This is a genomic window from Streptomyces sp. NPDC058284 (assembly GCF_042881135.1).
Taxonomy (GTDB): domain Bacteria; phylum Actinomycetota; class Actinomycetes; order Streptomycetales; family Streptomycetaceae; genus Streptomyces.
The window spans coordinates 283,122-304,793 of sequence record NZ_JBHVYE010000003.1; the positions used below are offsets into that span (position 1 = coordinate 283,122).

22 protein-coding genes are annotated in these 21,672 nt (G+C 71.0%); 11 read left to right on the forward strand and 11 right to left on the reverse strand.

Going from position 1 to position 21,672, the window contains the following annotated elements; translation table 11 throughout:
* Nucleotides 1–9: 9 nt before the first annotated feature.
* From ACFVYR_RS07265 to ACFVYR_RS07280, 4 genes are all read left to right on the forward strand, one after another.
* Nucleotides 10–930, forward strand: coding sequence for a F0F1 ATP synthase subunit gamma (locus ACFVYR_RS07265; protein ID WP_384248944.1), 921 nt, complete (start codon nucleotides 10–12; stop codon nucleotides 928–930).
* Entirely contained in the window at nucleotides 930–2,372 is a 1,443-nt protein-coding gene (gene atpD / locus ACFVYR_RS07270; protein WP_384248941.1) for a F0F1 ATP synthase subunit beta, read from the forward strand. Before ACFVYR_RS07265 ends, atpD begins: the two co-directional genes overlap by 1 nt.
* A 131-nt stretch (nucleotides 2,373–2,503) precedes the next feature.
* Complete coding sequence (locus tag ACFVYR_RS07275) at nucleotides 2,504–2,878, forward strand: F0F1 ATP synthase subunit epsilon (protein WP_384248938.1); 375 nt, start codon at nucleotides 2,504–2,506, stop codon at nucleotides 2,876–2,878.
* Between the two features lie 146 nt (nucleotides 2,879–3,024).
* Complete coding sequence (locus ACFVYR_RS07280) at nucleotides 3,025–3,474, forward strand: DUF2550 domain-containing protein (protein ID WP_384248935.1); 450 nt, start codon at nucleotides 3,025–3,027, stop codon at nucleotides 3,472–3,474.
* A gap of 156 nt (nucleotides 3,475–3,630) precedes the next feature.
* Here the strand turns inward: ACFVYR_RS07280 and ACFVYR_RS07285 are convergent, their stop codons facing one another.
* The 3 genes from ACFVYR_RS07285 to ACFVYR_RS07295 all read right to left on the reverse strand — a co-directional run bounded on the left by ACFVYR_RS07285 (nucleotide 3,631) and on the right by ACFVYR_RS07295 (nucleotide 7,518).
* Nucleotides 3,631–5,448: a glycosyl hydrolase family 18 protein gene (locus tag ACFVYR_RS07285; RefSeq protein WP_384248932.1), complete on the reverse strand. Its 1,818-nt coding sequence runs from the start codon at nucleotides 5,446–5,448 to the stop codon at nucleotides 3,631–3,633.
* A 232-nt stretch (nucleotides 5,449–5,680) separates the two neighbouring features.
* Nucleotides 5,681–6,331 (reverse strand): response regulator, encoded by a 651-nt coding sequence (locus ACFVYR_RS07290; protein WP_384248929.1) that lies wholly within the window; start codon nucleotides 6,329–6,331, stop codon nucleotides 5,681–5,683.
* A complete protein-coding gene (locus ACFVYR_RS07295) occupies nucleotides 6,328–7,518 on the reverse strand; it encodes a sensor histidine kinase (protein WP_384248927.1) in 1,191 nt (396 codons plus the stop codon). The genes ACFVYR_RS07290 and ACFVYR_RS07295 overlap by 4 nt, the downstream gene beginning before the upstream one ends.
* 165 nt (nucleotides 7,519–7,683) lie before the next feature.
* On the opposite strand from ACFVYR_RS07295, the gene ACFVYR_RS07300 reads away from it, so the two are divergent.
* Complete coding sequence (locus ACFVYR_RS07300; protein WP_384248924.1) at nucleotides 7,684–8,259, forward strand: hypothetical protein; 576 nt, start codon at nucleotides 7,684–7,686, stop codon at nucleotides 8,257–8,259.
* A gap of 11 nt (nucleotides 8,260–8,270) precedes the next feature.
* On the opposite strand, the gene ACFVYR_RS07305 is transcribed toward ACFVYR_RS07300, so the two are convergent.
* The 3 genes from ACFVYR_RS07305 to ACFVYR_RS07315 are packed head-to-tail and all read right to left on the reverse strand — an operon-like array spanning nucleotide 8,271 to nucleotide 10,418.
* Nucleotides 8,271–8,843, reverse strand: coding sequence for a cob(I)yrinic acid a,c-diamide adenosyltransferase (locus tag ACFVYR_RS07305; protein WP_384248921.1), 573 nt, complete (start codon nucleotides 8,841–8,843; stop codon nucleotides 8,271–8,273).
* A gap of 13 nt (nucleotides 8,844–8,856) precedes the next feature.
* On the reverse strand, nucleotides 8,857–9,612 hold the full coding sequence (locus ACFVYR_RS07310; protein WP_384248918.1) for an ABC transporter permease: 756 nt from the start codon (nucleotides 9,610–9,612) through the stop codon (nucleotides 8,857–8,859).
* 23 nt (nucleotides 9,613–9,635) lie between these two features.
* Entirely contained in the window at nucleotides 9,636–10,418 is a 783-nt protein-coding gene (locus ACFVYR_RS07315) for an ABC transporter ATP-binding protein (protein WP_384248915.1), read from the reverse strand.
* A 98-nt stretch (nucleotides 10,419–10,516) separates the two neighbouring features.
* Here ACFVYR_RS07315 and ACFVYR_RS07320 point away from each other — a divergent pair, with 98 nt between their 5' ends.
* The 4 genes from ACFVYR_RS07320 (at nucleotide 10,517) to ACFVYR_RS07335 (ending at nucleotide 15,443) form a co-directional block, all read left to right on the forward strand.
* Nucleotides 10,517–11,158 carry a TetR/AcrR family transcriptional regulator gene (locus ACFVYR_RS07320; RefSeq protein WP_384248912.1) on the forward strand — a complete coding sequence of 214 codons (642 nt, stop codon included), beginning with the start codon at nucleotides 10,517–10,519 and terminating at the stop codon, nucleotides 11,156–11,158.
* 190 nt (nucleotides 11,159–11,348) lie between these two features.
* Entirely contained in the window at nucleotides 11,349–12,197 is an 849-nt protein-coding gene (locus ACFVYR_RS07325) for a 3-hydroxyacyl-CoA dehydrogenase family protein (protein WP_384248910.1), read from the forward strand.
* A gap of 196 nt (nucleotides 12,198–12,393) precedes the next feature.
* Nucleotides 12,394–12,717 carry an STAS domain-containing protein gene (locus tag ACFVYR_RS07330; protein WP_055696792.1) on the forward strand — a complete coding sequence of 108 codons (324 nt, stop codon included), beginning with the start codon at nucleotides 12,394–12,396 and terminating at the stop codon, nucleotides 12,715–12,717.
* 233 nt (nucleotides 12,718–12,950) lie between these two features.
* Nucleotides 12,951–15,443 carry an ATP-binding protein gene (locus ACFVYR_RS07335; protein ID WP_384248907.1) on the forward strand — a complete coding sequence of 831 codons (2,493 nt, stop codon included), beginning with the start codon at nucleotides 12,951–12,953 and terminating at the stop codon, nucleotides 15,441–15,443.
* Nucleotides 15,444–15,522: 79 nt separating this feature from the next.
* Here the strand turns inward: ACFVYR_RS07335 and nucS are convergent, their stop codons facing one another.
* Complete coding sequence (gene nucS / locus ACFVYR_RS07340; RefSeq protein WP_362364886.1) at nucleotides 15,523–16,194, reverse strand: endonuclease NucS; 672 nt, start codon at nucleotides 16,192–16,194, stop codon at nucleotides 15,523–15,525.
* Between the two features lie 253 nt (nucleotides 16,195–16,447).
* On the opposite strand from nucS, the gene ACFVYR_RS07345 reads away from it, so the two are divergent.
* Entirely contained in the window at nucleotides 16,448–16,840 is a 393-nt protein-coding gene (locus ACFVYR_RS07345) for an SCO5389 family protein (RefSeq protein WP_384248902.1), read from the forward strand.
* A gap of 72 nt (nucleotides 16,841–16,912) precedes the next feature.
* Here ACFVYR_RS07345 and ACFVYR_RS07350 read toward each other — a convergent pair whose 3' ends face one another.
* Entirely contained in the window at nucleotides 16,913–17,947 is a 1,035-nt protein-coding gene (locus ACFVYR_RS07350; protein ID WP_384248900.1) for an LLM class flavin-dependent oxidoreductase, read from the reverse strand.
* Between the two features lie 219 nt (nucleotides 17,948–18,166).
* Between ACFVYR_RS07350 and ACFVYR_RS07355 the strand changes: the two genes are divergently transcribed.
* On the forward strand, nucleotides 18,167–18,499 hold the full coding sequence (locus tag ACFVYR_RS07355) for an ATP/GTP-binding protein (RefSeq protein ID WP_384248898.1): 333 nt from the start codon (nucleotides 18,167–18,169) through the stop codon (nucleotides 18,497–18,499).
* Between the two features lie 24 nt (nucleotides 18,500–18,523).
* Here ACFVYR_RS07355 and ACFVYR_RS07360 read toward each other — a convergent pair whose 3' ends face one another.
* The 3 genes from ACFVYR_RS07360 to ACFVYR_RS07370 all read right to left on the reverse strand — a co-directional run bounded on the left by ACFVYR_RS07360 (nucleotide 18,524) and on the right by ACFVYR_RS07370 (nucleotide 21,657).
* A complete protein-coding gene (locus ACFVYR_RS07360; RefSeq protein WP_384249541.1) occupies nucleotides 18,524–19,378 on the reverse strand; it encodes an ABC transporter permease in 855 nt (284 codons plus the stop codon).
* 107 nt (nucleotides 19,379–19,485) lie between these two features.
* Entirely contained in the window at nucleotides 19,486–20,694 is a 1,209-nt protein-coding gene (locus ACFVYR_RS07365; protein ID WP_384248895.1) for an ABC transporter ATP-binding protein, read from the reverse strand.
* A gap of 123 nt (nucleotides 20,695–20,817) precedes the next feature.
* On the reverse strand, nucleotides 20,818–21,657 hold the full coding sequence (locus tag ACFVYR_RS07370) for a hypothetical protein (RefSeq protein WP_384248893.1): 840 nt from the start codon (nucleotides 21,655–21,657) through the stop codon (nucleotides 20,818–20,820).
* Nucleotides 21,658–21,672 lie beyond the last annotated feature (15 nt).

Consider the following 21,672-nt stretch of genomic DNA (forward strand, 5'->3'; position numbering starts at 1 on the left):
ACCTGACTCATGGGAGCCCAGCTCCGGGTCTACAAGCGTCGCATCCGATCCGTCACCGCGACCAAGAAGATCACCAAGGCGATGGAGATGATCGCCGCCTCGCGCGTCGTCAAGGCGCAGCGCAAGGTGGCGGCCTCCACGCCGTACGCGACCGAGCTCACCCGCGCGGTCACGGCGGTCGGCACTGGCTCGAACACGAAGCACCCGCTGACGACCGAGGCGGAGACGGCGACCCGTTCCGCGGTGCTGCTCCTCACGAGCGACCGCGGACTGGCCGGTGCCTTCAACTCGAACGCCATCAAGGCCGCGGAGCAGCTGACCGCGCGCCTGGAGGCCGAGGGCAAGGAGGTCGACACGTACATCGTCGGCCGCCGTGGTCTGGCCCACTACAACTTCCGCGAGCGCAAGGTCGTGGAGTCGTGGTCGGGCTTCACCGACGAGCCCACGTACGCGGATGCCAAGAAGGTCGCGGTGCCGCTGATCGAGGCGATCGAGAAGGAGACGGCGGACGGCGGCGTGGATGAACTCCACATCGTCTACACCGAGTTCGTCTCGATGATGACGCAGACGGCCATCGACGGCCGCCTGCTGCCGCTCAGCCTCGAAGAGGTCGCGGAGGAGTCGAAGTCCACCAAGGACGAGATCCTTCCGCTGTACGACTTCGAGCCGTCGGCGGAGGACGTCCTCGACGCCCTGCTGCCGCGCTACGTCGAGAGCCGTATCTACAACGCGATGCTCCAGTCGGCTGCCTCCAAGCACGCCGCCACGCGCCGCGCGATGAAGTCGGCCACCGACAACGCCGGGGATCTGATCAACAGCCTCTCCCGGCTTGCCAACGCGGCCCGCCAGGCCGAAATCACCCAGGAAATCAGCGAGATCGTCGGCGGCACAGCAGCGCTGGCCGACGCGACCGCGGGGAGTGACAAGTAATGACGACCACTGTTGAGACGGCCGTTGCCACGGGCCGCGTCGCCCGGGTGATCGGCCCGGTCGTCGACGTGGAGTTCCCCGTCGACGCGATGCCGGAGATCTACAACGCCCTGCACGTCGAGGTCGACGACCCGTCGACCGAGGGCGCCCGCAAGACGCTGACCCTCGAGGTCGCCCAGCACCTGGGTGACGGCGTGGTCCGCGCGATCTCGATGCAGCCCACCGACGGCCTGGTCCGCCAGGCGCCCGTCACCAACACCGGCAAGGGCATCTCGGTGCCGGTCGGCGACGTGACCAAGGGCCGGGTGTTCAACACCCTCGGCGAGGTCCTGAACGACGACCCGTCCACGGTCGCGGACGCCGAGCGCTGGACGATCCACCGCAAGGCCCCGGCCTTCGACCAGCTCGAGTCCAAGACCGAGATGTTCGAGACCGGCCTGAAGGTCGTCGACCTTCTCACCCCGTACGTCAAGGGTGGAAAGATCGGTCTGTTCGGTGGTGCCGGTGTCGGCAAGACCGTTCTGATCCAGGAAATGATCGTCCGTGTGGCCAAGCTGCACGACGGTGTCTCCGTCTTCGCCGGTGTCGGCGAGCGCACCCGTGAGGGCAACGACCTCATGGTCGAGATGGAGGAAGCCGGCGTTCTGGACAAGACCGCGCTGGTCTTCGGCCAGATGGACGAGCCGCCGGGCACGCGTCTGCGCGTCGCCCTGGCCGGTCTGACCATGGCGGAGTACTTCCGCGATGTGCAGAAGCAGGACGTGCTGTTCTTCATCGACAACATCTTCCGCTTCACGCAGGCCGGTTCCGAGGTCTCGACCCTGCTCGGCCGCATGCCCTCCGCGGTGGGCTACCAGCCGAACCTGGCCGACGAGATGGGTCTCCTCCAGGAGCGCATCACGTCGACCCGCGGTCACTCGATCACCTCGATGCAGGCGATCTACGTCCCCGCGGACGACCTGACCGACCCGGCCCCGGCCACCACGTTCGCCCACCTCGACGCGACGACGGTGCTCTCCCGTCCGATCTCCGAGAAGGGCATCTACCCGGCCGTGGACCCGCTGGACTCCACGTCCCGCATCCTGGACCCGCGCTACATCGCGCAGGACCACTACGACTGCGCCATGCGTGTCAAGGGGATCCTCCAGAAGTACAAGGACCTCCAGGACATCATCGCGATCCTCGGTATCGACGAGCTCAGCGAAGAGGACAAGCTCGTCGTCGCCCGGGCCCGTCGCGTGGAGCGCTTCCTGTCGCAGAACACGCACGCCGCCAAGCAGTTCACCGGCGTGGACGGCTCGGACGTGTCCCTCGAGGAGTCGATCGCGGCGTTCAACGCGATCTGCGACGGCGAGTACGACCACTTCCCCGAGCAGGCCTTCTTCATGTGCGGTGGTCTTGAGGACCTCAAGAAGAACGCCAAGGAGCTCGGCGTCTCCTGAGCTTCGTAGCTCTTGACGGTGAGGGGCGGGCCCACCCCCGCGGGGGCCGTGTCCCGCCCCTCCCCGTACGCCCACTAGAATTTGACCCAACACCCGGCGGAGTCGCCGGGTGGTGACCCGAGGAGCCACCCTTGGCTGCTGAGCTGCATGTCGAGCTGGTCGCAGCGGACCGCAGTGTCTGGTCCGGTGAGGCCACCCTGGTCGTCGCGCGTACCACGTCCGGCGACATCGGCGTCATGCCCGGTCACCAGCCGCTGCTCGGTGTGCTGGAATCGGGCCCGGTGACCATTCGTACGAGTGACGGCGGCACGATCGTCGCCGCGGTCCACGGAGGATTCATCTCCTTCGCGGACGACAAGCTGTCGCTGCTGGCCGAGATCGCGGAGCTGTCCGACGAGATCGACGTCCAGCGTGCGGAGCGGGCGCTGGAGCGCGCGCAGTCGGAGGCCGATGCCTCCGCCGAGCGCCGTGCCGACGTCCGACTGCGGGCGGTGTCGTCGCGCTGAAACCGGCGCGTCGGCGTTGACGTGACTCAGCCGCGGCCAGGTCCGGGAAGACTCCGGACCGGGTCGCGGCTGAGGCGATGCGGGTGCAATGTGTTGGTCCGTTGTCGGTCCTTCGACCGACAGTAGAGGCGAGGAGGTCGGTGCCGATGATCCTCACTCTGCTCGTGTGCGGACTTGCTTTGATCGTGCTGGTGTTGTTGGGGCTCTTCGTCTTCGGACTGCGGCGCCGGCTGATCCAGCGTTCCGGCGGCACCTTCGACTGCAGCCTGCGCTGGAACGCCCCGGACAAGGGCGACACCTCCGGCAAGGGCTGGGGGTACGGGGTGGCCCGCTACAACGGCGACCGGGTCGAGTGGTACCGCGTCTTCTCCTACGCCCCCCGGCCGCGCCGGGTCCTCGAACGCTCCGCCATCGAGGTCGTCGACCGCCGGGCACCGGACGGCGAGGAGGAGCTGGCCCTGCTCTCCGACGCGATCGTCCTCGGCTGCCTCCACCGCGGCTCCCGCCTGGAGCTGGCGATGAGCGAGGACGCCTTGACGGGTTTCCTGGCATGGCTGGAGGCGGCGCCGCCGGGCCAGAGGGTGAATGTGGCCTAGCCGCAGTATCTCCCCAGGGGCGCGGGGCTCTGACATTTGCGGCTCCGCCGCGTGGGCGCGACCAGCCACGAATGACCCGGAGCCGCGAAACATGAGAAGCCGGGAAGACAAGGGGCGATCTTGTCTTCCCGGCTTCGTTCTGGGGGACGGCGCGTACTACTTCAGGCCGTCGTTGATTGCAGTCACCAACTCCCCGTTGGCCGTGTCACCGCTGAACTCCCAGAAGAACGCCCCGCCGAGCCCCTGCTGCTTGGCCCACGTCATCTTCGCGCGGACGGTCGCGGGCGTGTCGTAGGACCACCAGTTCGTGCCGCAGTGGGCATAGGCAGTGCCGGCGATCGTCCCGTTCGAGGGACAGGAGTTCTTGAGGACCTTGTAGTCCTCGATGCCCGCCTCGTACGTGCCGGGCGCGGCCCCCGTCGCCGTGCCGCCCGGCTCCTTCTGCGTGACGCCGGTCCACCCGCGGCCGTAGAAGCCGATGCCGAGCAGGAGCTTGGCCGAGGGGACGCCCTTGGCCTTCAGCTTGGCGATGGCCGCCGCGGAGTTGAAGCCGTCCTTCGGGATGCCCGGGTAGGCCGTGAGCGGGGAGTGCGGAGCCGTCGGGCCCTTGGCGTCCCAGGCGCCGAAGAAGTCGTACGTCATGACGTTGTACCAGTCGGCGTACTGCGAGGCACCGCCGTAGTCGGCGGCGTCCAGCTTGCCGCCCTCGGAGCCGTCGGCGGAGATGGCGGCCGTGACGAGGTTGTTGGCGCCGAACTCGTTGCGGAACGCCTGCATCATGTTCTTGAAGACGGCCGGGCCGCTGGTGTCGCAGGAGAGGCCGCAGGCGTTGGGGTACTCCCAGTCCAGGTCGATGCCGTCGAAGATGTCGGCCCAGCGCGGGTCCTCGACCAGGTCGTGGCAGGACTTGGCGAAGGCCGCCGGGTTCTTCATGGCGTCGGTGAAGCCGCCGGACCAGGTCCAGCCGCCGAAGGACCAGAGGATCTTGACGTTGGGGTACTTGGCCTTGAGCTTGCGCAGCTGGTTGAAGTTGCCGCGCAGGGGCTGGTCCCAGGTGTCGGCGACACCGTCGACGCTCTGGTCGGCGGTGTAGGCCTTGTCGATCGCCGCGTAGGAGTCGCCCATGGTGCACTTGCCGCCCTGGACGTTGCCGAAGCTGTAGTTGATGTGGGTGATCTTGGCGGCCGAGCCGGAGGACGCGATGTTCTTCGCGTGGTAGTTCCGGCCGTAGACGCCCCACTCGGTGAAGTAGCCGAGCTTGACCTTGTCGCCGGGGCCGGGGCCCGGGTCACCGCCGCCGCCCGTGGTGTGGACCTTGACGGCCGCGCTCGCGGGTCCCGTCTGGTCGGCGGTGTCGCGGGCCTGGACGGTGTACGAGTAGTCGGTGCCGGCGGTCAGGCCGGTGTCGCCGTACGAGGTGCCGGTGACCGTGGCGACCTTGGCGCCGTCGCGCAGGACGTCGTAGTTCTTGACGCCCTTGTCGTCGGTGGCGGCCTTCCAGTCGAGCTTGACCGAGGTGTCGGTGATGCCGGAGGCGGTCGGCGCGCCGGGGGCGCTCGGCGGGTTGTCGCCGGGGACGCTGCCGCCGTCGCAGCTCGCGCCGTTCAGCTCGCACTTGGCGGGGGCGCCGGAACCGCTGCCGTTGAAGCCGAAGGAGACCGAGGCGCCGGGGGCGAGCGTCCCGTTCCAGCCGAGGTTCTTGGCGGTCCAGCGGTTGCCGGAGTTGGTGACGGTGGCGTCCCAGGCCGAGGTCACCTTGGTGTCGGAGGGGAAGTCCCAGGCGACGTTCCACGAGCTGATGCTGGTGGTGCCGGTGTTCCGGATCGTCCACTTGCCCTCGAAGCCGCTGCCCCAGTCCTGGGTCTTGGCGTACGTGGCGGTGGCCTCGGGGGCGGCGTCGGGGGCCGCCTCGGCTGAGCCGCCGAGGGCGACCAGGGTGGCAAGGGGCAGCAGCAGAGTGGTGAAACCCGCCACGGCTTTGTGTCTGCCTCTGAGTCTCGGGCGTGTGTCGCTGTCTGTGAAGCGCACGAGGTGCTCCTCGTTTCCGGGGGTCTACGGGGTTGGGACCCTGCGCCGCCCGTGAGCACGTGGACACGTGGGGGAGTGCTCACCGCAGTGCGGTGAGAATAGAAAGGTCTGGACCAGCGGTCAAGAGGTCTGAACCATTAGCCGGGCCGCGAAGGACCGCTTGTGCCCGCTGTCCGGATCAGACGCCCAACTCCTGCGCGAGGACGGCGGCTTGTACCCGGCTGCGCAGCTCCAGCTTGCCCAGCATCCGGCTGACGTGCGTCTTCACCGTCGCCTCCGCCATGGTGAGCCGGGTGGCGATCTCCGCGTTCGACAGGCCTTCGCCGATGCAGGAGAGCACCTCGCGCTCGCGCCGGGTGAGGCCGTCGAGGATCGCGGGATCCGGAGCGTTCTCGCCGCGTACGGCCCTCGAAGGGGCGGCGAACTCGGCGATCAGACGGCGGGTGACGGCAGGCGCGATCAGGCCCTCGCCGCGCGCGACCGTGCGGACGGCCTCGATGAGGTCCTTCGCCTCGGTGTTCTTCAGGAGGAACCCGGACGCGCCCGCGCGCAGCGCCCCGAACACGTACTCGTCGAGGTCGAAGGTGGTCAGGACCAGGACGTCCGCGAGCCCCTCGGCGACGACCTGACGCGTCGCGGAGACCCCGTCGAGGCGCGGCATCTGCACGTCCATCAGGACCAGGTCGGGGCGCAGTTCACGGGCGAGCGCGACGGCCTCCTCGCCGTCCGCCGCCTCACCGACGACCTCGATGCCGGACGCGCTGCGCAGGATCAGGACGAGTCCCGAGCGCACGGCTGACTGGTCCTCGGCGACTAGCACCCGGATCATTCCTTGGCTCCTTCGTCTGCGGGGTCTACGGGCAGGGTCGCGAAGACGATCCAGACCTTGCCGTCGGGGCTCGCCTCGGGACCCGACGCGAAGGTGCCGCCGAGCAGTTCGGTGCGCTCGCGCATGCCGACGAGACCGGCTCCCGAGCCGGGCGCACGGGGCCCGGCCGGATCACCGTACGGGCTGGTCACCCGCACTGTCAGGGCGTGGGGCCGCTGGGCGAGGGAGACGGTGACGCGGCCCGGCGATGCGTGTTTGAGGGCGTTCGTCAGGGACTCCTGCACGATGCGGTACGCCGCGAGCTCCACCGGCGTGGGCAGCTTCGGGCCTTCCGCGGTGCGGGCGTCGTCGAGCGTCACGTCGAGGCCGTCCCTGCGGGCGTTCGCGAGCAGGGCGGCCAGGCCGTCCAGGGTGGGCGCGGCGGCGGGTTCCAGGTCGCCGCTCTGGTCGCGCAGGATGCCGATGAGGCGGCGCATCTCGGCGAGGCCCTCGACGCTGTTCTCGCGGATGACGGCCAGGGCCTGCCTGCTCGTCGCCGGCTCGTCCAGGGAGAGGGCGGCCGTGGAGTGGATGGCGATCGCCGAGAGGTGGTTGGCGATCATGTCGTGCAGTTCGCGGGCCATCCGGGCGCGCTCGGCGGAGACGGCCTGGGTGCGGTCCATCTCGGCGAGCAGCGCGGTCTGTTCGGCCCGCAGCTTCGCCGCGGCGGTCGCCTCGCGGTGGTTGCGCACCAGCGCGCCGGTGGCGGCCGGGGTGAAGGCCACGACGCCGGCCGCCACGCCGAGGAGGACGGCCTGCGGGTCCCGCCACCAGGCGAGGAAGACGACGGTCAGGGCCACCGTGATGAGGCCCGTGGTGATCGGGATGCGCCGGGCGGCGGCCGGCGTCCCGTAGACAACGGCCGCGTACATGATGTCCGTGAACATCAGGACCGACGCGAGGTTGCCCATCGTGAACTGGTCGGCCACCAGCGCGAGGGTGGCGATGACCAGGGCGAACTGGGGTCTGCTGCTCCGCAGCAGTTCGAGTCCGGCCAGGAGGAGGAGGGGTACCAGCGCCCAATGGCCGCTCAGCGGCCGGTCGTTCTGGGCGTTCACTCCCAGTGCCCACAGCACGAGCCCGCACAGCAGGCTGCCCACGGCGATCTGTACGTCGACGCGTTGCGGGCGGGGGAGGGTCGGGGCCATGTGTCCATCCAACACGGCGCGCCGGGCCCGTGCCTGCTCCGGAGGGAGGAACCGCCCGCTACATCGAAGGATGCAGTCCCACTTCGTCACTGGCGACGACGAACGGCGGCCGTCCGGGCGGGAGCCTTGAGACATGACCGGCGGAGCGACCTGGAGGAACGAGCCGTGATCGTCACATTGATCATCATCTGCGAGGTCGGCTTCTGGGTGCTGCTCGCCGCGGGGATCGCCCTTCGCTACTGGGCGAAGATGCCGAGGGCGAGCGTCGCCGTGCTGCTGTGCGAACCGCTGCTCGAAGTCGTGCTCTTCGCCGTCACCGCGGTCGACCTGAAGAACGGCGCCGAGCCGGACTGGAAGCACGGCCTGGCCGCCGTCTACATCGGCTACTCCGTCGCCCTCGGCCACTACACGGTCAAGTGGGTGGACGTCCGCGTCGCCCACCGGTTCGCGGGCGGCCCGGCGCCGAGCACCCCGAAGTACGGCACCGCCCGCGCGGTCCACGAGTGGAAGATCGCCGCCCGCTGGGTGCTCGCCGCGCTGATCGCCATGGCGCTGCTGCAGGGCGCGGTCTGGTACGTGGGCCCGGACGGCGGGACGAGCTCACTGCGCGGCTGGCAGCAGCGGATGCTCTGGGTGATCGGCATCAACCTGATCATCGCGGTGTCGTACACCGTCTTCCCGAAGAAGGCGCCGGCGGTGCGGGACGACGAGGAGCGTCCGGGCTACCTGAGCAAGCGGTGAGCGCCGTACGGCTACCGCTCCCCGCCCGGCACCCACAGCACGTCCCCGACCGCCTTGTTCGCCGTGCGGGCCAGGATGAAGAGCAGGTCGGAGAGGCGGTTGAGGTAGGTGGCCGTCAGCGGGTTCATGACCTCTCCGTGGACCTCGAACGCCGCCCACGTCGCGCGCTCGGCCCGCCGCACGACCGTGCACGCCTGGTGCAGCAGCGCGGCCCCCGGCGTGCCGCCCGGCAGGATGAAGCTGCGCAGCTTCTCCAGCTCGTCGAGGAAGCGGTCGCAGTCCGCCTCCAGCTTGTCGATGTAGGACTGCTCGACGCGCAGCGGCGGGTACTTGGGGTCCTCGACGACGGGCGTGGAGAGGTCGGCGCCCACGTCGAAGAGGTCGTTCTGGACCCGGACCAGGACCTTGACGACCTCCGCGTCGAGCTGCCCGAGCGCGATCGCCGTGCCGATGGCCGCGTTGGCCTCGTTGGCGTCGGCGTACGCCGAGATCCGCAGATCGGTCTTGGCGGTGCGGCTCATGTCCCCGAGGGCCGTCGTCCCCTGGTCGCCGGTCCTGGTGTAGATGCGCGTCAGATTCACCATGGGGCCAGCGTAGTTACGCTCCGGCCTTCTTGTAGACACGTGTGCCCACCGTCACGGACAGCAACACGAAGCCGAGCGCCATCAGGACGCCGTACAGCATGGTCGTGGTCGCGTACTCGCCGACGTACGCAGCCCGTACCGCGTCGACCAGGTAGCGGAACGGCATGAAGTGGGAGAGCACGTCCAGCCAGGCGGGCGCGAGCGCCATCGGCAGCATCAGCCCCGAGAGCAGCATCGAGGGCATGCTCACCGCGTTCACCGCCGGGCCGAACTCGTGCGGCTTGCCGACCTTCATGGCCAGCGCGTACGAGAGGGAGGCGAGCCCCGCGGTGAGCAGCGCCACGAACGCGAAGCCGATGAGGACGCCGGTGAGCGGCGCCCTGAGCCCCATCACGAGCGCGGCGAGCACGAGCAGCACCGCCTGGAAGACGAAGAGCGCGGCGTCGCGCAGGATCCGGCCGAGGAGCAGCGCGAGACGGCTGACGGGTGTCACGCGCAGCCGCTCCACCACGCCGGACTGCTTCTCGATGATGAGCGCGAAGCCGCTGAACGTGGCGCCGAACAGGCCGAGTTGGAGCAGCAGGCCCGGTACGAGCACCTGCCAGGAGTCGCCGCGCGAGCCGAGCGGCAGATCGGTGAGCAGCGGTCCGAAGAAGAGCAGGTAGAGCAGGGGCGTGAGGACGCCGAAGAGGATCTGGAACTTGGAGCGGAGGGTCTGCCGGGCGTACCGGCCGAAGATCAGCGCGGTGTCGGAGAGCAGTGCGTGCATGGCGGGGTCCTGATCGTGGAGGGTCAGACGGCGACGGGGGCGGTGTCCCTGGGTGCGACGGCGCGCCCGGTGATGGCGAGGAAGGTGTCCTGGAGCGTGGCATCGATGGAGCCGCCGTACCGGAGCTTGAGCGCGCTCGGGGTGCCCTCGGCGACCACGACGCCCCGGTCCACGACGATCAGGCGGTCGGAGAGCGCGTCGGCCTCGTCGAGGTAGTGGGTGGTGAGGAAGACCGTCGTGCCGTACTCGTCGCGCAGCCGCCGCACGAGCCGCCACAGGTCGGCCCGGCTGCCCGGGTCGAGGCCGGTGGTCGGCTCGTCGAGGAAGAGCACCTCGGGCCGGTGGGTGAGCCCCATGGCGATGTCGAGCCGTCTGCGCTGGCCGCCGGAGAGTGCGGCGCAGGGGCGCTCCATCAGCTCGGTCAGACCGAGGTCGCGCGCCAGTTCCTCGGCCCGGTCGGCCGCCTGTCGCTTCGTCAGGCGGTAGAGCCTGCCCTGGGTGATCAGTTCCTCGCGGACACGGATGCTCAGGTCGACGCCGCCGGACTGGGCGACGTACCCGATCTTGTTCCGGACGCCTGCGGGGTCCCCGGCCAGGTCGCAGCCCGCGACGGTGGCGGCGCCGCCGGTGGGCGGGAGCAGCGTAGTCAGCATGCGCAGCGTGGTGGTCTTGCCCGCGCCGTTCGGCCCGAGGAAGCCGAGGATCTCGCCGGGCTCGACGCGCAGGTCGATGCCGCGCACGGCCTCCACGGGGCCGTCCTTGGTCTGGAAGGTCCGGGCGAGCCCGGTGGTGCTGATGATTGCCATGGCGACAACAAAAACAGAGTCCATGAATTTTTGCAACGCCACCAAAATTTCATGAGGCCCAAAGTTTGAGGGGGGCCAAGGATGTCTACGATGAAGGCATGGCTGAAGGGCTCAGAGAGCGCAAGAAGCGGCAGACGAAGCAGCGGATCTCGGACATCGCGACCGGGCTCTTCCTGAAGCACGGCTTCAACGCCGTGACCATCGCGGAGATCGCCGACGCCGCCGACGTCTCCGTCAACACCGTCTACAACTACTTCCCGGCGAAGGAGGACCTCTTCCTCGACCGGGGCGGCGACGTGATCGACCGCCTCCCCCGCTACGTGCGCGGGCGCCGCACGGGGGAGTCCGCCGCCGAAGCCGTCCTGCGCGAGCTGTACGCCGACGTGGAGGCCGTCTCGCCGACCATCGGGCTCTTCCCCGGCTGGGCCGACTTCATGAAGGTCATCACCGAGGCGCACGCGCTGCGCTCCCGGCTCTGGGCGATCCAGCAGGAAGCCCTCGACCGGCTCACGACGACCCTCGCCGAGGAGGCCGGGGCGGCCGGGGGCGACCCGCTGCCCGGCCTCGTCGCGGGTCAGCTCTCCTGGGTGCACAGCACGCTCATGGCCTGGATCGGCGAGGAGATGTCCAGGCGCCGCGAGCCCGCCGAGGTCTCCCGTGAAGCGCTGGGACTGCTCGACGAGATGGCGGAGCTGCTGAGCGGAAAGGTCCTCAACTACGCGCGGCGCGCCGCCGGATGACACGCGGCGCACCGCCGGACGACACGCTCGGGCCGCCGGACGGCACGTATCAGTGTGATGTCCGTCATTTGAGACGTGACGCGCATCTCTTCAGGGTCACAGGCGGCCTCACGAACGCTAACGTGCGCCGGAGAGGCATACGTGAACAGCGTGCACGCCAAGCGTGACAAGCGGTAGGGGAGTCGGAACAGTGGCACGGAAGCTCGCCGTCATCGGAGCCGGACTCATGGGGTCCGGTATCGCTCAGGTCTCCGCCCAGGCGGGCTGGGACGTCGTCCTGCGCGACGTCACCGACGAGGCACTGACCCGGGGCACCGACGGCATCAAGGCGTCGTACGACAAGTTCGTGAGCAAGGGCAAGCTCGCCGCCGACGACGCCGAGGCAGCGCTCGCGCGCATCACGACCACCACCGACCTGGACGCCGTCGCCGACGCGGACATCGTCGTCGAGGCCGTCTTCGAGAAGCTGGAGATCAAGCACGAGATCTTCCGCGCACTCGACAAGCTCGTGCGCGACGACGCCGTACTCGCCTCCAACACCTCCGCCATTCCGATCACCAAGATCGCGGCCGTCACGGAGCGCCCGGAGCGCGTCGTCGGCGCCCACTTCTTCTCGCCGGTCCCGATGATGCAGCTCTGCGAGCTGGTGCGCGGCTACAAGACCAGCGACGAAACCCTCGCCCGCACGCGTGAGTTCGCCGAGTCCGTCGGCAAGACCTGCATCGTCGTCAACCGCGACGTCGCCGGCTTCGTGACGACCCGTCTGATCTCCGCGCTCGTCGTCGAGGCGGCGAAGCTCCACGAGTCGGGCGTCGCCACCGCCGAGGACATCGACATCGCCTGCAAGCTCGGCTTCGGCCACGCCATGGGACCGCTCGCCACCGCCGACCTGACCGGCGTCGACATCCTGCTGCACGCCACGGAGAACATCTACACCGAGTCCCAGGACGAGAAGTTCGCGCCGCCGGAGCTGATGCGCCGGATGGTTGACGCCGGTGACATCGGGCGCAAGAGCGGGCAGGGGTTCTACAAGCACTGAACCAGCACTGACGTACGCCGTCTGACGCCCCGTCGGACGCTTCGGCGCCCGGCGGGTCACCCCTCGGAGTGAATTCGGTATCGGTTCGCTTACAGACGGCAACTTCCTCGCCCAAGCGGCAGTCAGTTGCAGTGACATACGCAGACGCCCTACGTATCGGGCGTCACAGCAGACACAGCACTCTCGGGGAGCGCATATGCACATCAGGGGCGACCAGGCCCAGCTGGTCGTCGGGGGACGCCTCGACGTACGCAGCGCGGCGGACGCCCGCACGGTCCTGCACTCGGCCGTCGACGACGGCGCCGGCGACCTGGTGCTCGACCTGTCAGAACTCGACTCGTGGGACGCCACGGGACTCGGCGTCATCATGGGCGCGCACCGCCGCGCGGGACGCTGCGGACGCAGACTCGTCCTGCGCCACGTGCCGCCCCAGATGCAGCGCCTCCTCGTGGCGACCCGGCTGCACCGCATCCTCGCCATCGAGGGCGGCATCGGAGTCGAATCACTCCCCAGAGTCTGAACATCACCGTGCGGAACGACTGAGAGCGCACGGAGAACGCACAATCCTCACGAACCTGTGACGTCTCGGACGGGGCGCTACCCCGCCCTCCCGGAGATACTGAGCGAAGGTCTAGGGTTCGGTCGCCCACCGATATACGAACCCGCACGGGGGCACCGGACCAGAAGCGACAGCGCAGTGTGCACGAAGGCCGGAGGGGGCTCTGCACACCACGCATCTGGGGGGCTAGGACCATGGACCCGATGAACCGGCGACCCGAAGAGTACGGCCACGACGGCATGGACGACGACGAACAGGCACGCCCCGGGCAGCCGCCGCGCCAGCCCGCGACACCCGACTTCGGCCAGCCGGCACCCACACCGGCACGCACCGTCCAGCTCGTCTCCGGCGACTTCCTGCTCACCGTCAACCCCGTCGACGGCAGCGAGATCGAACCCTGCCCGCCGGGGGAGCGCCCCGAGCGGCCCGCCAAACGGACCGCGGCCGAACGCGCCGAACTGCGCCGGGCCGCCATGCCACCCGTGCCGCCCGGCCCCGCACTGCCGCGGCTGCCGCTCCTGGAGCGCCAGGAGGAGCGCGAACGCCTCGTACGCCTCCTCGCGCGCGGCCGCTCCGTCCGGCTCACCGGACCCGCCGGATCGGGACGCACGGCGCTCCTCGACGCCGTCGCCGAGGACTGCGCGGACCTCGCGCCCGACGGCGTCGTCCGCCTCTGCGGCTACCGCAGGACGCCCGGGGAACTGCTCCACGACCTCGCCGCCGCCGTCTACAAGGGCGCGCTCCACCGGCCCGAGCGCGCCCTGCTGCTCGACCTCGTCCACGACATCGGCGCGGTCGTCGTCCTCGACGACCTGGAGTTCGGCGGCGCCGCACTCGACGAACTGCTCGACGCGACCCCCGAGTGCGCCTTCCTCGTCGCCGCGACACCCGACGTCGCGGCCCCCTCCGCCGACTCCCAGCTCGAAGAGGTCTTCCTCGGCGGACTCAGCAGGGGCGGCGGCCTCGAACTCCTGGAACGCGCCGTCGGCCGGGTCCTCGACGACGAGGAGGCCGACTGGGCGGGCGACCTGTGGTTCGAGTCCGAGGGGCTGCCGCTGCGCTTCGTGCAGGCCGGCGCCCTGCTCCGGCAGCGCGACCAACTCCGCGCCGACCCGCACGCCTTCGAGGAGCACGGCTACGTCGCCGACACCCCGGGCGACACCCCCGCCGACGCGCCCTTCGACCCCGACGACGTACCGGACGTACCGCTGCCCTCGCTCGCCGACGGCGCCGCGCCCGCGGCCCTGCTCGCCGCGCGCCTCAGCCCGTCCGCCCGCGCCACCCTGACGTTCGCCGTCGCCCTCGGCGGCGAGCTGCCCCACCAGGCCCACCTGCCCGCCCTGGTGGGCGACACCCACGCCGACGCGGCCCTCGCCGAACTCGTCGGCTGCGCCCTGGTCACCCCGGTCGGCGCGCACTACCGCCTCGCCGCCGGGGTGCGTACGCAACTGGAGAGCGTCGGGTACGCCGACGACGCGGCCGGGCACGCCCTGTCCGCCGCCCAGCACTACGCCTGGTGGGCCGGACACCCCTCCGTCACCCCCGAGCGCGTCGTCGCCGAGGCCGACGCCGTGCAGGCCGCGCTCACCGCCCTGGTCGCCACGGAGAGCGGCGCGGCCGTCCTGCTCGCCCGCACCGCCGCGCCCGCCTTCGCCGGCGGGCTCGACTGGGCCGCCTGGGAGCGCGCCCTGCGCTCCGGCCAGGAAGCGGCGCGCAACGCGGGCGAGGTCGCCGAAGAGGCGTACTTCCACCACGAGCTGGGCATCCTCGCGCTCTGCGGCGGGCAGCTCGACCGGGCCCGCGCCGAGCTGGAGGCCTCCGTCGGGCTGCGCGGCGTGCTGGCCGACAAGCGCGGCATGATCTCCGGCCGCCGGGCCCTCGCGCTGGTCGACGACCGCTCCGGCGGCACCCCGGTCCTCGCCGGGGCCACCGTGGGCGAGGAGCTGCCCGACGCCCGCCACGAGGAATCCGCCTCGCCCCCGGGCGGCGTCCCCGCCGCCTTCGCGCTGCCCGCACCGCCCGCCGAGCCGGACACGCTGGTCACCAGCAGGGTGGCGCCCACCGTCGCCGGTGCGGGACCCGCGCCGAGCCGCCGCTCCATCATCAGCGGCACCCGGCGCAACCTCATCGCGGCGGGCGCGGGCGCCCTGCTCGCCGCCGTCCTCGGCACCGTCGTCACGCTCGGCGCCACGTCCGGCGACGACTCGCCCGACGGCGACAAGGTCAAGACGGAGCAGTCCGCGACGGAGGACCACAGTGACGACGGCCCGACCGCCGACAAGCCGCAAAAGGACTCCACGAGCCGCCCCGGCGGCCCCGGCCTTGACGGCGTCGTCGGCACCGCCGACGACCCGAGGCCGAGCGTCGGCGGCACGCCGTCCGGCAGGCCGAGCGCCGGCGCCTCGCCGTCGGGCAGGCCGACGAAGCCCACGGGCAGGCCGACCGAGCCGACCGGCAAGCCCACCAAGCCCACGGGCAGCCCGACGAAGCCGACCAAGCCCCCGACGCACCCGCCCACCAAGCCGCCGACGGACCCGCCGACCACCCCGCCCACGGACCCGCCGGTCACCCCGCCCGTGACCGAGGACCCGCCCACCTCGCCCGACAACTCCGGCGCGGCGAACAGCCCGATGAGCTCCCCGGCGGACTCCCCGAGCGGGTCGGGTGGCGGCGCGTCGGCGTCCTGAGCGGCCCCGCTACGCAAAGAGGAGGGCCGGGTCCCCAAGGACCCGGCCCTCCCGCACGCCCCTACAGGCGTACGCGGTGTCAGAACAGCCGCAGCTTGTCGTCCTCGATGCCGCGCAGCGCGTTGTAGTCAAGGACGGCGCAGCCGATGCCGCGGTCCGTGGCCAGCACGCGGGCCTGCGGCTTGATCTCCTGGGCGGCGAAGATGCCCTTCACCGGCGCCAGGTGCGGGTCGCGGTTCAACAGCTCCAGGTAGCGGGTGAGTTGCTCGACACCGTCGATCTCGCCGCGCCGCTTGATCTCGACGGCCACGGTCTGCCCGTCGGCGTCGCGGCAGAGGATGTCCACCGGGCCGATCGCCGTCATGTACTCGCGACGAATGAGTGAGTATCCCTCGCCGAGCGTCTCGATCCGGTCGGCGAGCAGCTCCTGGAGATGCGCTTCCACGCCGTCCTTGATGAGGCCGGGGTCCACGCCCAGTTCGTGCGAGGAGTCGTGCAGGATCTCCTCCATCGTGATGATGAGCTTCTCGCCCCCCTTGTTCACGACGGTCCACACACCGGCGTCATCACCTGTCCCTTCCTTCAAGGTGCAGGGCGGAGACATCCAGTTGAGCGGTTTGTAGGCCCTGTCGTCCGCGTGGATGGAGACGCTGCCGTCCGCCTTCACGAGGATCAGGCGGGGGGCCGAGGGGAGATGGGCGGTGAGCCGGCCCGCGTAGTCCACGGAGCATCGGGCAATGACGAGACGCATGGGGCGCAACGCTACTCGACTCGGGGCGGTGCACGCGATTCGCCCGCCGTCCCACGGGCACCGCCCGGGAGCCCGGACGACTTGTCCGGCGATGGACGTGTTCGATCCTGGCCGGTTATGCGCCCAATCTCCTGGTGCCGCCACCGCCCGGTGCCTACCGTAGAAGCAAGAGGTCGTCATCCGTGCACGCTGCATAGGCGGGCTCCATCCCTGTCCGAAACCCCCGCTCCCCGGGGGTGTGAGAGGAGAACCCATGTCGCTCGACGTCTCACCGGCGCTGTTGGAACAGGCCGAGCGAGGCGAGGTCGACGAAGCGGAATTCGTCGACTGCGTCCGGACCTCCCTGCCTTACGCATGGGAGATGATCAGCTCCCTGGTGGCACAGCTCAAGATCGACGGCGGTGAGTTCGCCGACAACCAGACGCCGCCGCCGGACGAGCAGGCGCGTGGCCAGCTGCTGCGCGCCCTCGCGAGTGACGCGATTCGCGGTGCCCTGCAGCGGCATTTCGGGGTGCGTCTGGCATTCCAGAACTGCCACCGCGTAGCGGTCTTCCCGCTGGATCCGTCGGTGGACGACCGGCTCGCCCGTTTCACCTCGATACGGGGCCAGCTGCTCAATCAGTCACCCGAACTCCGGGACTGCTGAGGCATGTTGCTGCCGCTCCGTACGCGGGAGGTGTTCAGTCCGGAGCGGCAGCTCCGCAGCCGACGGCGGATCTCAGCCGAGCTGGGGCAGTACCTCGGTGCCCAGCCTCCGTACGTTCTCCTCGGTGGCCGCGAGATCGCCCGAGCCCTCCACGAGCAGCGCGAAGCGCGTGATGCCGGTGCGCTCCGAGGTGGCCGCGAGCCGGTCCGCGCACAGCTGCGGGGTGCCCACCGGGTGCAGCCCGCAGAGCAGTTCGGTGTAGGCCAGTGGATCTCGCATGGCGCGGTGCCGGCCGTCCACGGTCACATGTGCGTCCAGGCCCTGCCGCAGCCAGCCCGGCATCGCCTTCTGTAAGGTCTCGGCCGCCTCCAAGCGACGGTCCGCGATCTGGGCGACACCGGCGGAGACGTGGGAGGCCGCACCGACCTTCTCGGGGCTGTGCCCCGCCGCACGGGCGTGGCGGCTCCACAAGGCCACCATTTCGGCCTTCTCGTCGTCGCCCACGTGCATGCCGAGCAGCATCGGCAGGCAGCGCTGCGCGGCGAGCCGCACACTGGACGGCGAGGTGCAGGCGACGACCACCTCGGGGCCGCTGTCGCCCACTCCGTTGAGCGCTTCCTGGGGGCGCGGTACGACGGCCACCTCGCGGAAGGCGAACCGCTCGCCGTAGCCCTCCACCCGCGGCTCGTTCAGCCACCTGAGGAGCAGGTCGAGGGAGTCGGGAAACCCCTTCTCGTACGCCTCGAGACCGGCCCCGAAGACCTCCAGGTCCACCCACGGGCCGCCGCGTCCGACACCGAGCGAGAACCGGCCGCCGGACGTCACGTGCAGCAGCGCGGCCTGTTCGCCGAGCGCCACGGGGTGCGCGGTCGGGAGTACGCTCACGGCTGTGCCGACGTGGATCCGCCGCGTCCGCCCGAGGAGCAGCGCCGCGAGGGTCACCGCCGACGGGCACGTGCCGTACGGCACGAAGTGGTGCTCGGCGAGCCAGACGGAGTCGAGCCCCGCCTCCTCGGCCACCTCGGCGGACCGCACCGCTCGGTGCAGCGCCTCCCCCTGCCCCTGACCGGGGAACTGGGCGGCCAGAACAAAACTACCTACACGCATCGAACTCCTGCCTCCTTGGCGCCGACGCAGGCACTCCCCCTACGGCAACAACGCGTGACACGTGCCAAAGGCACGGCCTGGAAGGAAGATTGTTGGATTTTCCGTGCGACGCGGGCGCGACGGAGGGGGCCGGTGGTCGTCGGCGGGGGACGGGTACCCCACGGCGTGGCGCGTAGGCTGGTCACCCTCCTGACCGCCGTACAGCCCGTGAGGTGTTTCGTGTCCCCGCGTCGCAACCGCCCCAAGGGCGCCGGAGAGCCGAGGGCGTCCGCGGGCGCGGTGCCGTCGGGCCGCTACGGCGGCTTCCAGAACACCGAGAGCTGGCAGGGCGAGGAGTGGAACGTGCGCCATGTCGCGGGCGCGAGCGCGGCGGGCAAGCGGTACCGCTGCCCCGGTTGCGACCAGGAGATCCCCTCGGCCCTCGCGCACGTGGTGGCCTGGCCCGAGCACTCGGGCGTGGACGAGCGCAGGCACTGGCACAAGGCGTGCTGGAACGCGAAGGACCGCCGCACCACGCGGGTGCAGCGGTCCCGTAACGCGCCGAGGTACTGAGTTCCCTGCGGCTGCTCGTACCGGTCAGACGTCGCGCTTCTCCAGGAGGGCGAACGCGCCGGCGACGGCAACGAGCGTGACCACCACGAGCAGCGCCAGCTGTGAGCCGCCGCTCGCGCCCGTGTCGTCCGCGCCGAAGATCTTGGCGAGCGCGGTGATGGCGTTGTAGTCGTTCATCTTCTCGCCGAGCGGCTGGGTGCTCTTCCAGATCATCAGGAACCCGCCCAGGATCGCGGGCAGCAGCACCACGCCGAGCATCGCCGTGATGGCGCCCGCGGAGTGCCGCAGAATGGAGCCGACGCAGAGCGCGAGGACGCCGAGCAGCGAGACGTACAGACCGCCCTTGAAGACCGAGCCCAGCCACGGCACGTCGCCCGCCTCCGGGCCGCTGTTGGCGGCCGACGCGGCCAGGCCCACCAGCAGGATGGAGCCGGCCGAGACGACGAAGGCGACCACGAAGAAGATCAGGATCTTCGCGGTGAGGACGCGGTGGCGCTGCGGGGACGCGGTGAACGTCGTACGGATCATGCCCGTGCCGTACTCGGACGAGGTGACGAGCACGCCGAGCGTGATCAGGCAGATCTGGCCGAGCATCAGGCCGAAGAAGGCCGGCACGGTGAACGGCATGTCCGCGTAGTCCGCCGGGCCCGTGTTGGCCACGGCGAGCAGGCCGATGCCGATGACCAGGAGCAGGAAGATACCCAGGGTCCACATCGTGGAGCGGACCGACTTGATCTTCGTCCACTCGGAGGCGAGGGCGTTGCCGAGGTGGGTCTTGGTGACCGGGATCGGCGAGGTGTACGCGTTGGCCATCGCCTGCTGCCAGGCGGAGGGCGGCGCGGGGGCGGCGGGCGCGGGCGCCGCGGGGACACCCTGCATCGGGGCGCCCTGCGCCGGGTCGCCCTGCATCGGGGCGCCCGCCTGTGCGTACGCCTGCTGGGGCTGCGCCTGCGGCTGCGGCTGCTGCTGCGGAGTCGGAGGCGTGGTCATCGCTGGTCCTCGCTGTCGCGCTTGGTCATGTCGGGGGCGGGGGCTGCGGGGGCGGGGGCTGCCGGGGCCTGCTGGGGCGCCGGGGCCTGCTGCGGGGCCGTGGCGTACGGGTTCGGGGTGCCGGGCGCGCCCTGCGGCTGCGGCATCGCGAAGGGCTGCTGCCCGCCCTGCTGGGGCGGCGGCGGGGCGTACCAGCCGGGCTGGCCCTGGCCGGGCACCGGCGGCTGACCCGGGCCCTGCGGCAGCGCGCCGGGCGGCGCCTGCTGCTCGAAGCCCGCGCGCTGGTCGACCGTCGAGCGGTAGTCGACGGCGCCCTGCGTCATCCGCATGTACGCCTCTTCGAGGGAGGCCTGGTGCGGCGAGAGCTCCCACAGGCGGACGTCCGCGCCGTGCGCGAGGTCGCTGATGCGGGGGAGCGGCAGGCCCGTGACGCGCAGCGCGCCGTCCTGCTCGGGCAGCACCTGGCCGCCCGCCTCGGTCAGCGCGGCCGTCAGCTTCTCGCGCTGCTGGGGCTCCGTCTCCGGCGTGCGCACCCGCGCGAAGTCCGCGGAGTTGTGCGAGATGAAGTCCTTGACGCTCATGTCGGCGAGCAGCTGGCCGCGGCCGATCACGATCAGGTGCTCGGCGGTGAGTGCCATCTCGCTCATCAGGTGGGACGACACGAAGACGGTGCGTCCCTCGGCGGCGAGCGACTTCATCAGGTTGCGCACCCAGAGGATGCCCTCGGGGTCGAGGCCGTTGACCGGCTCGTCGAAGAGCAGCACCTGCGGGTCGCCGAGGAGCGCCGCCGCGATGCCGAGGCGCTGGCCCATGCCGAGCGAGAAGCCCTTGGAGCGCTTCTTCGCCACGTCCTGGAGGCCCACGACGCCGAGCACCTCGTCGACCCGGCGGGCCGGGATGCCGGAGAGCTGCGCGAGGCAGAGCAGGTGGTTGCGGGCGTGCCGGCCGCCGTGCACCGCCTTGGCGTCGAGCAGCGCGCCGACCTGGCGCGGGGCGTTCGGGAGCTTGCGGTACGGATAGCCGCCGATCGTCACCTGCCCGGTGGTGGGCGCGTCGAGCCCGAGGATCATGCGCATCGTCGTCGACTTGCCCGAGCCGTTGGGCCCGAGGAAGCCGGTGACGGTTCCCGGCCGCACCTGGAAGGAAAGGTTGTACACGGCTGTCTTGGCGCCGTAGCGCTTCGTCAGGCCGACTGCCTCGATCATTCTCCGCACCCATCGAATGGTTCAGGACGTCGGGGCACACGCCCCCGTAAGGGTTAGGAGGATAACGGGATGCTGACGGTTCCAGCCAAGAGCGGGTAAAACGGCGGGCTCACCGGGGCGGCCTCACCGATGCGGTGGTGGCGGAAGCTCCGTCCACGGCAGCACCCAGCCCTCCTCGGCGAAGAGGAGGGTGCCCCGCGCGCGCAGCTCCGGGTCGGCGGCAGCCCGCCGCACCCACGTCGCGGCGTCGGGCCCGAGCAGCTCGCGCAGCGGCGGCGACGCGTCGAGCAGGGCGTCGAGCAGCGCCGCCTGGTCGCCGCCGCCGGGCCGCGGAAGACCCGTGACCGGGTCGGCGAGGAGGCCGCGCGCGCTGACGTAGACGTACGCCCCGTCGAGCCGCTCGCCGGACGGCAGCGTCATCCCGTACGAGTCCCCGGGCAGGAGCACCCGCCGGTAGTTGGGGAGTTCCGTGGCGTCGACCGCGGAGAGCTGGGCCGCGTCGAGCCAGGAGACGACGAGCGTGGCGCGTGCCTCGGGGGAGCCGTAGGGGGCGGCCGCCACGTACCCGGCGCGGCCGATGTGGGCGGAGCAGCCGACGCCGATGCCGCGCAGCTTCACGGGGACCATCGGCACGGCGCCGGGGACGCCGAGCCGGGCGAGCTTGTGGGAGAGCTGTCCGGGGGAGGCGTTCGAGCCGACGGCCATCACGGGTACGCGCCCGGCCACGGGTGTCTGGCCGAGCGCGGCGACGACGTCGTCGAGGCGGCGGCCGGTCCCGTCGACGGTCCATCCGCCGAGCCCGCCGAGCCCGCCGAGCCCGCCGGGGAGCGCCCGGAGCGGCAGCAGCTCGGCGCCGGTCAGCAGGGAGGGGGCGGTGACGGGCAGGCCCGGGTAGGTGAGGGGTTGCAGGGCGGGCACGCCGTCGAGGCCGAGCGCCGCGAGTCCGCGGTCCTGCGTCGTCACACGCCCCCCTGGAGT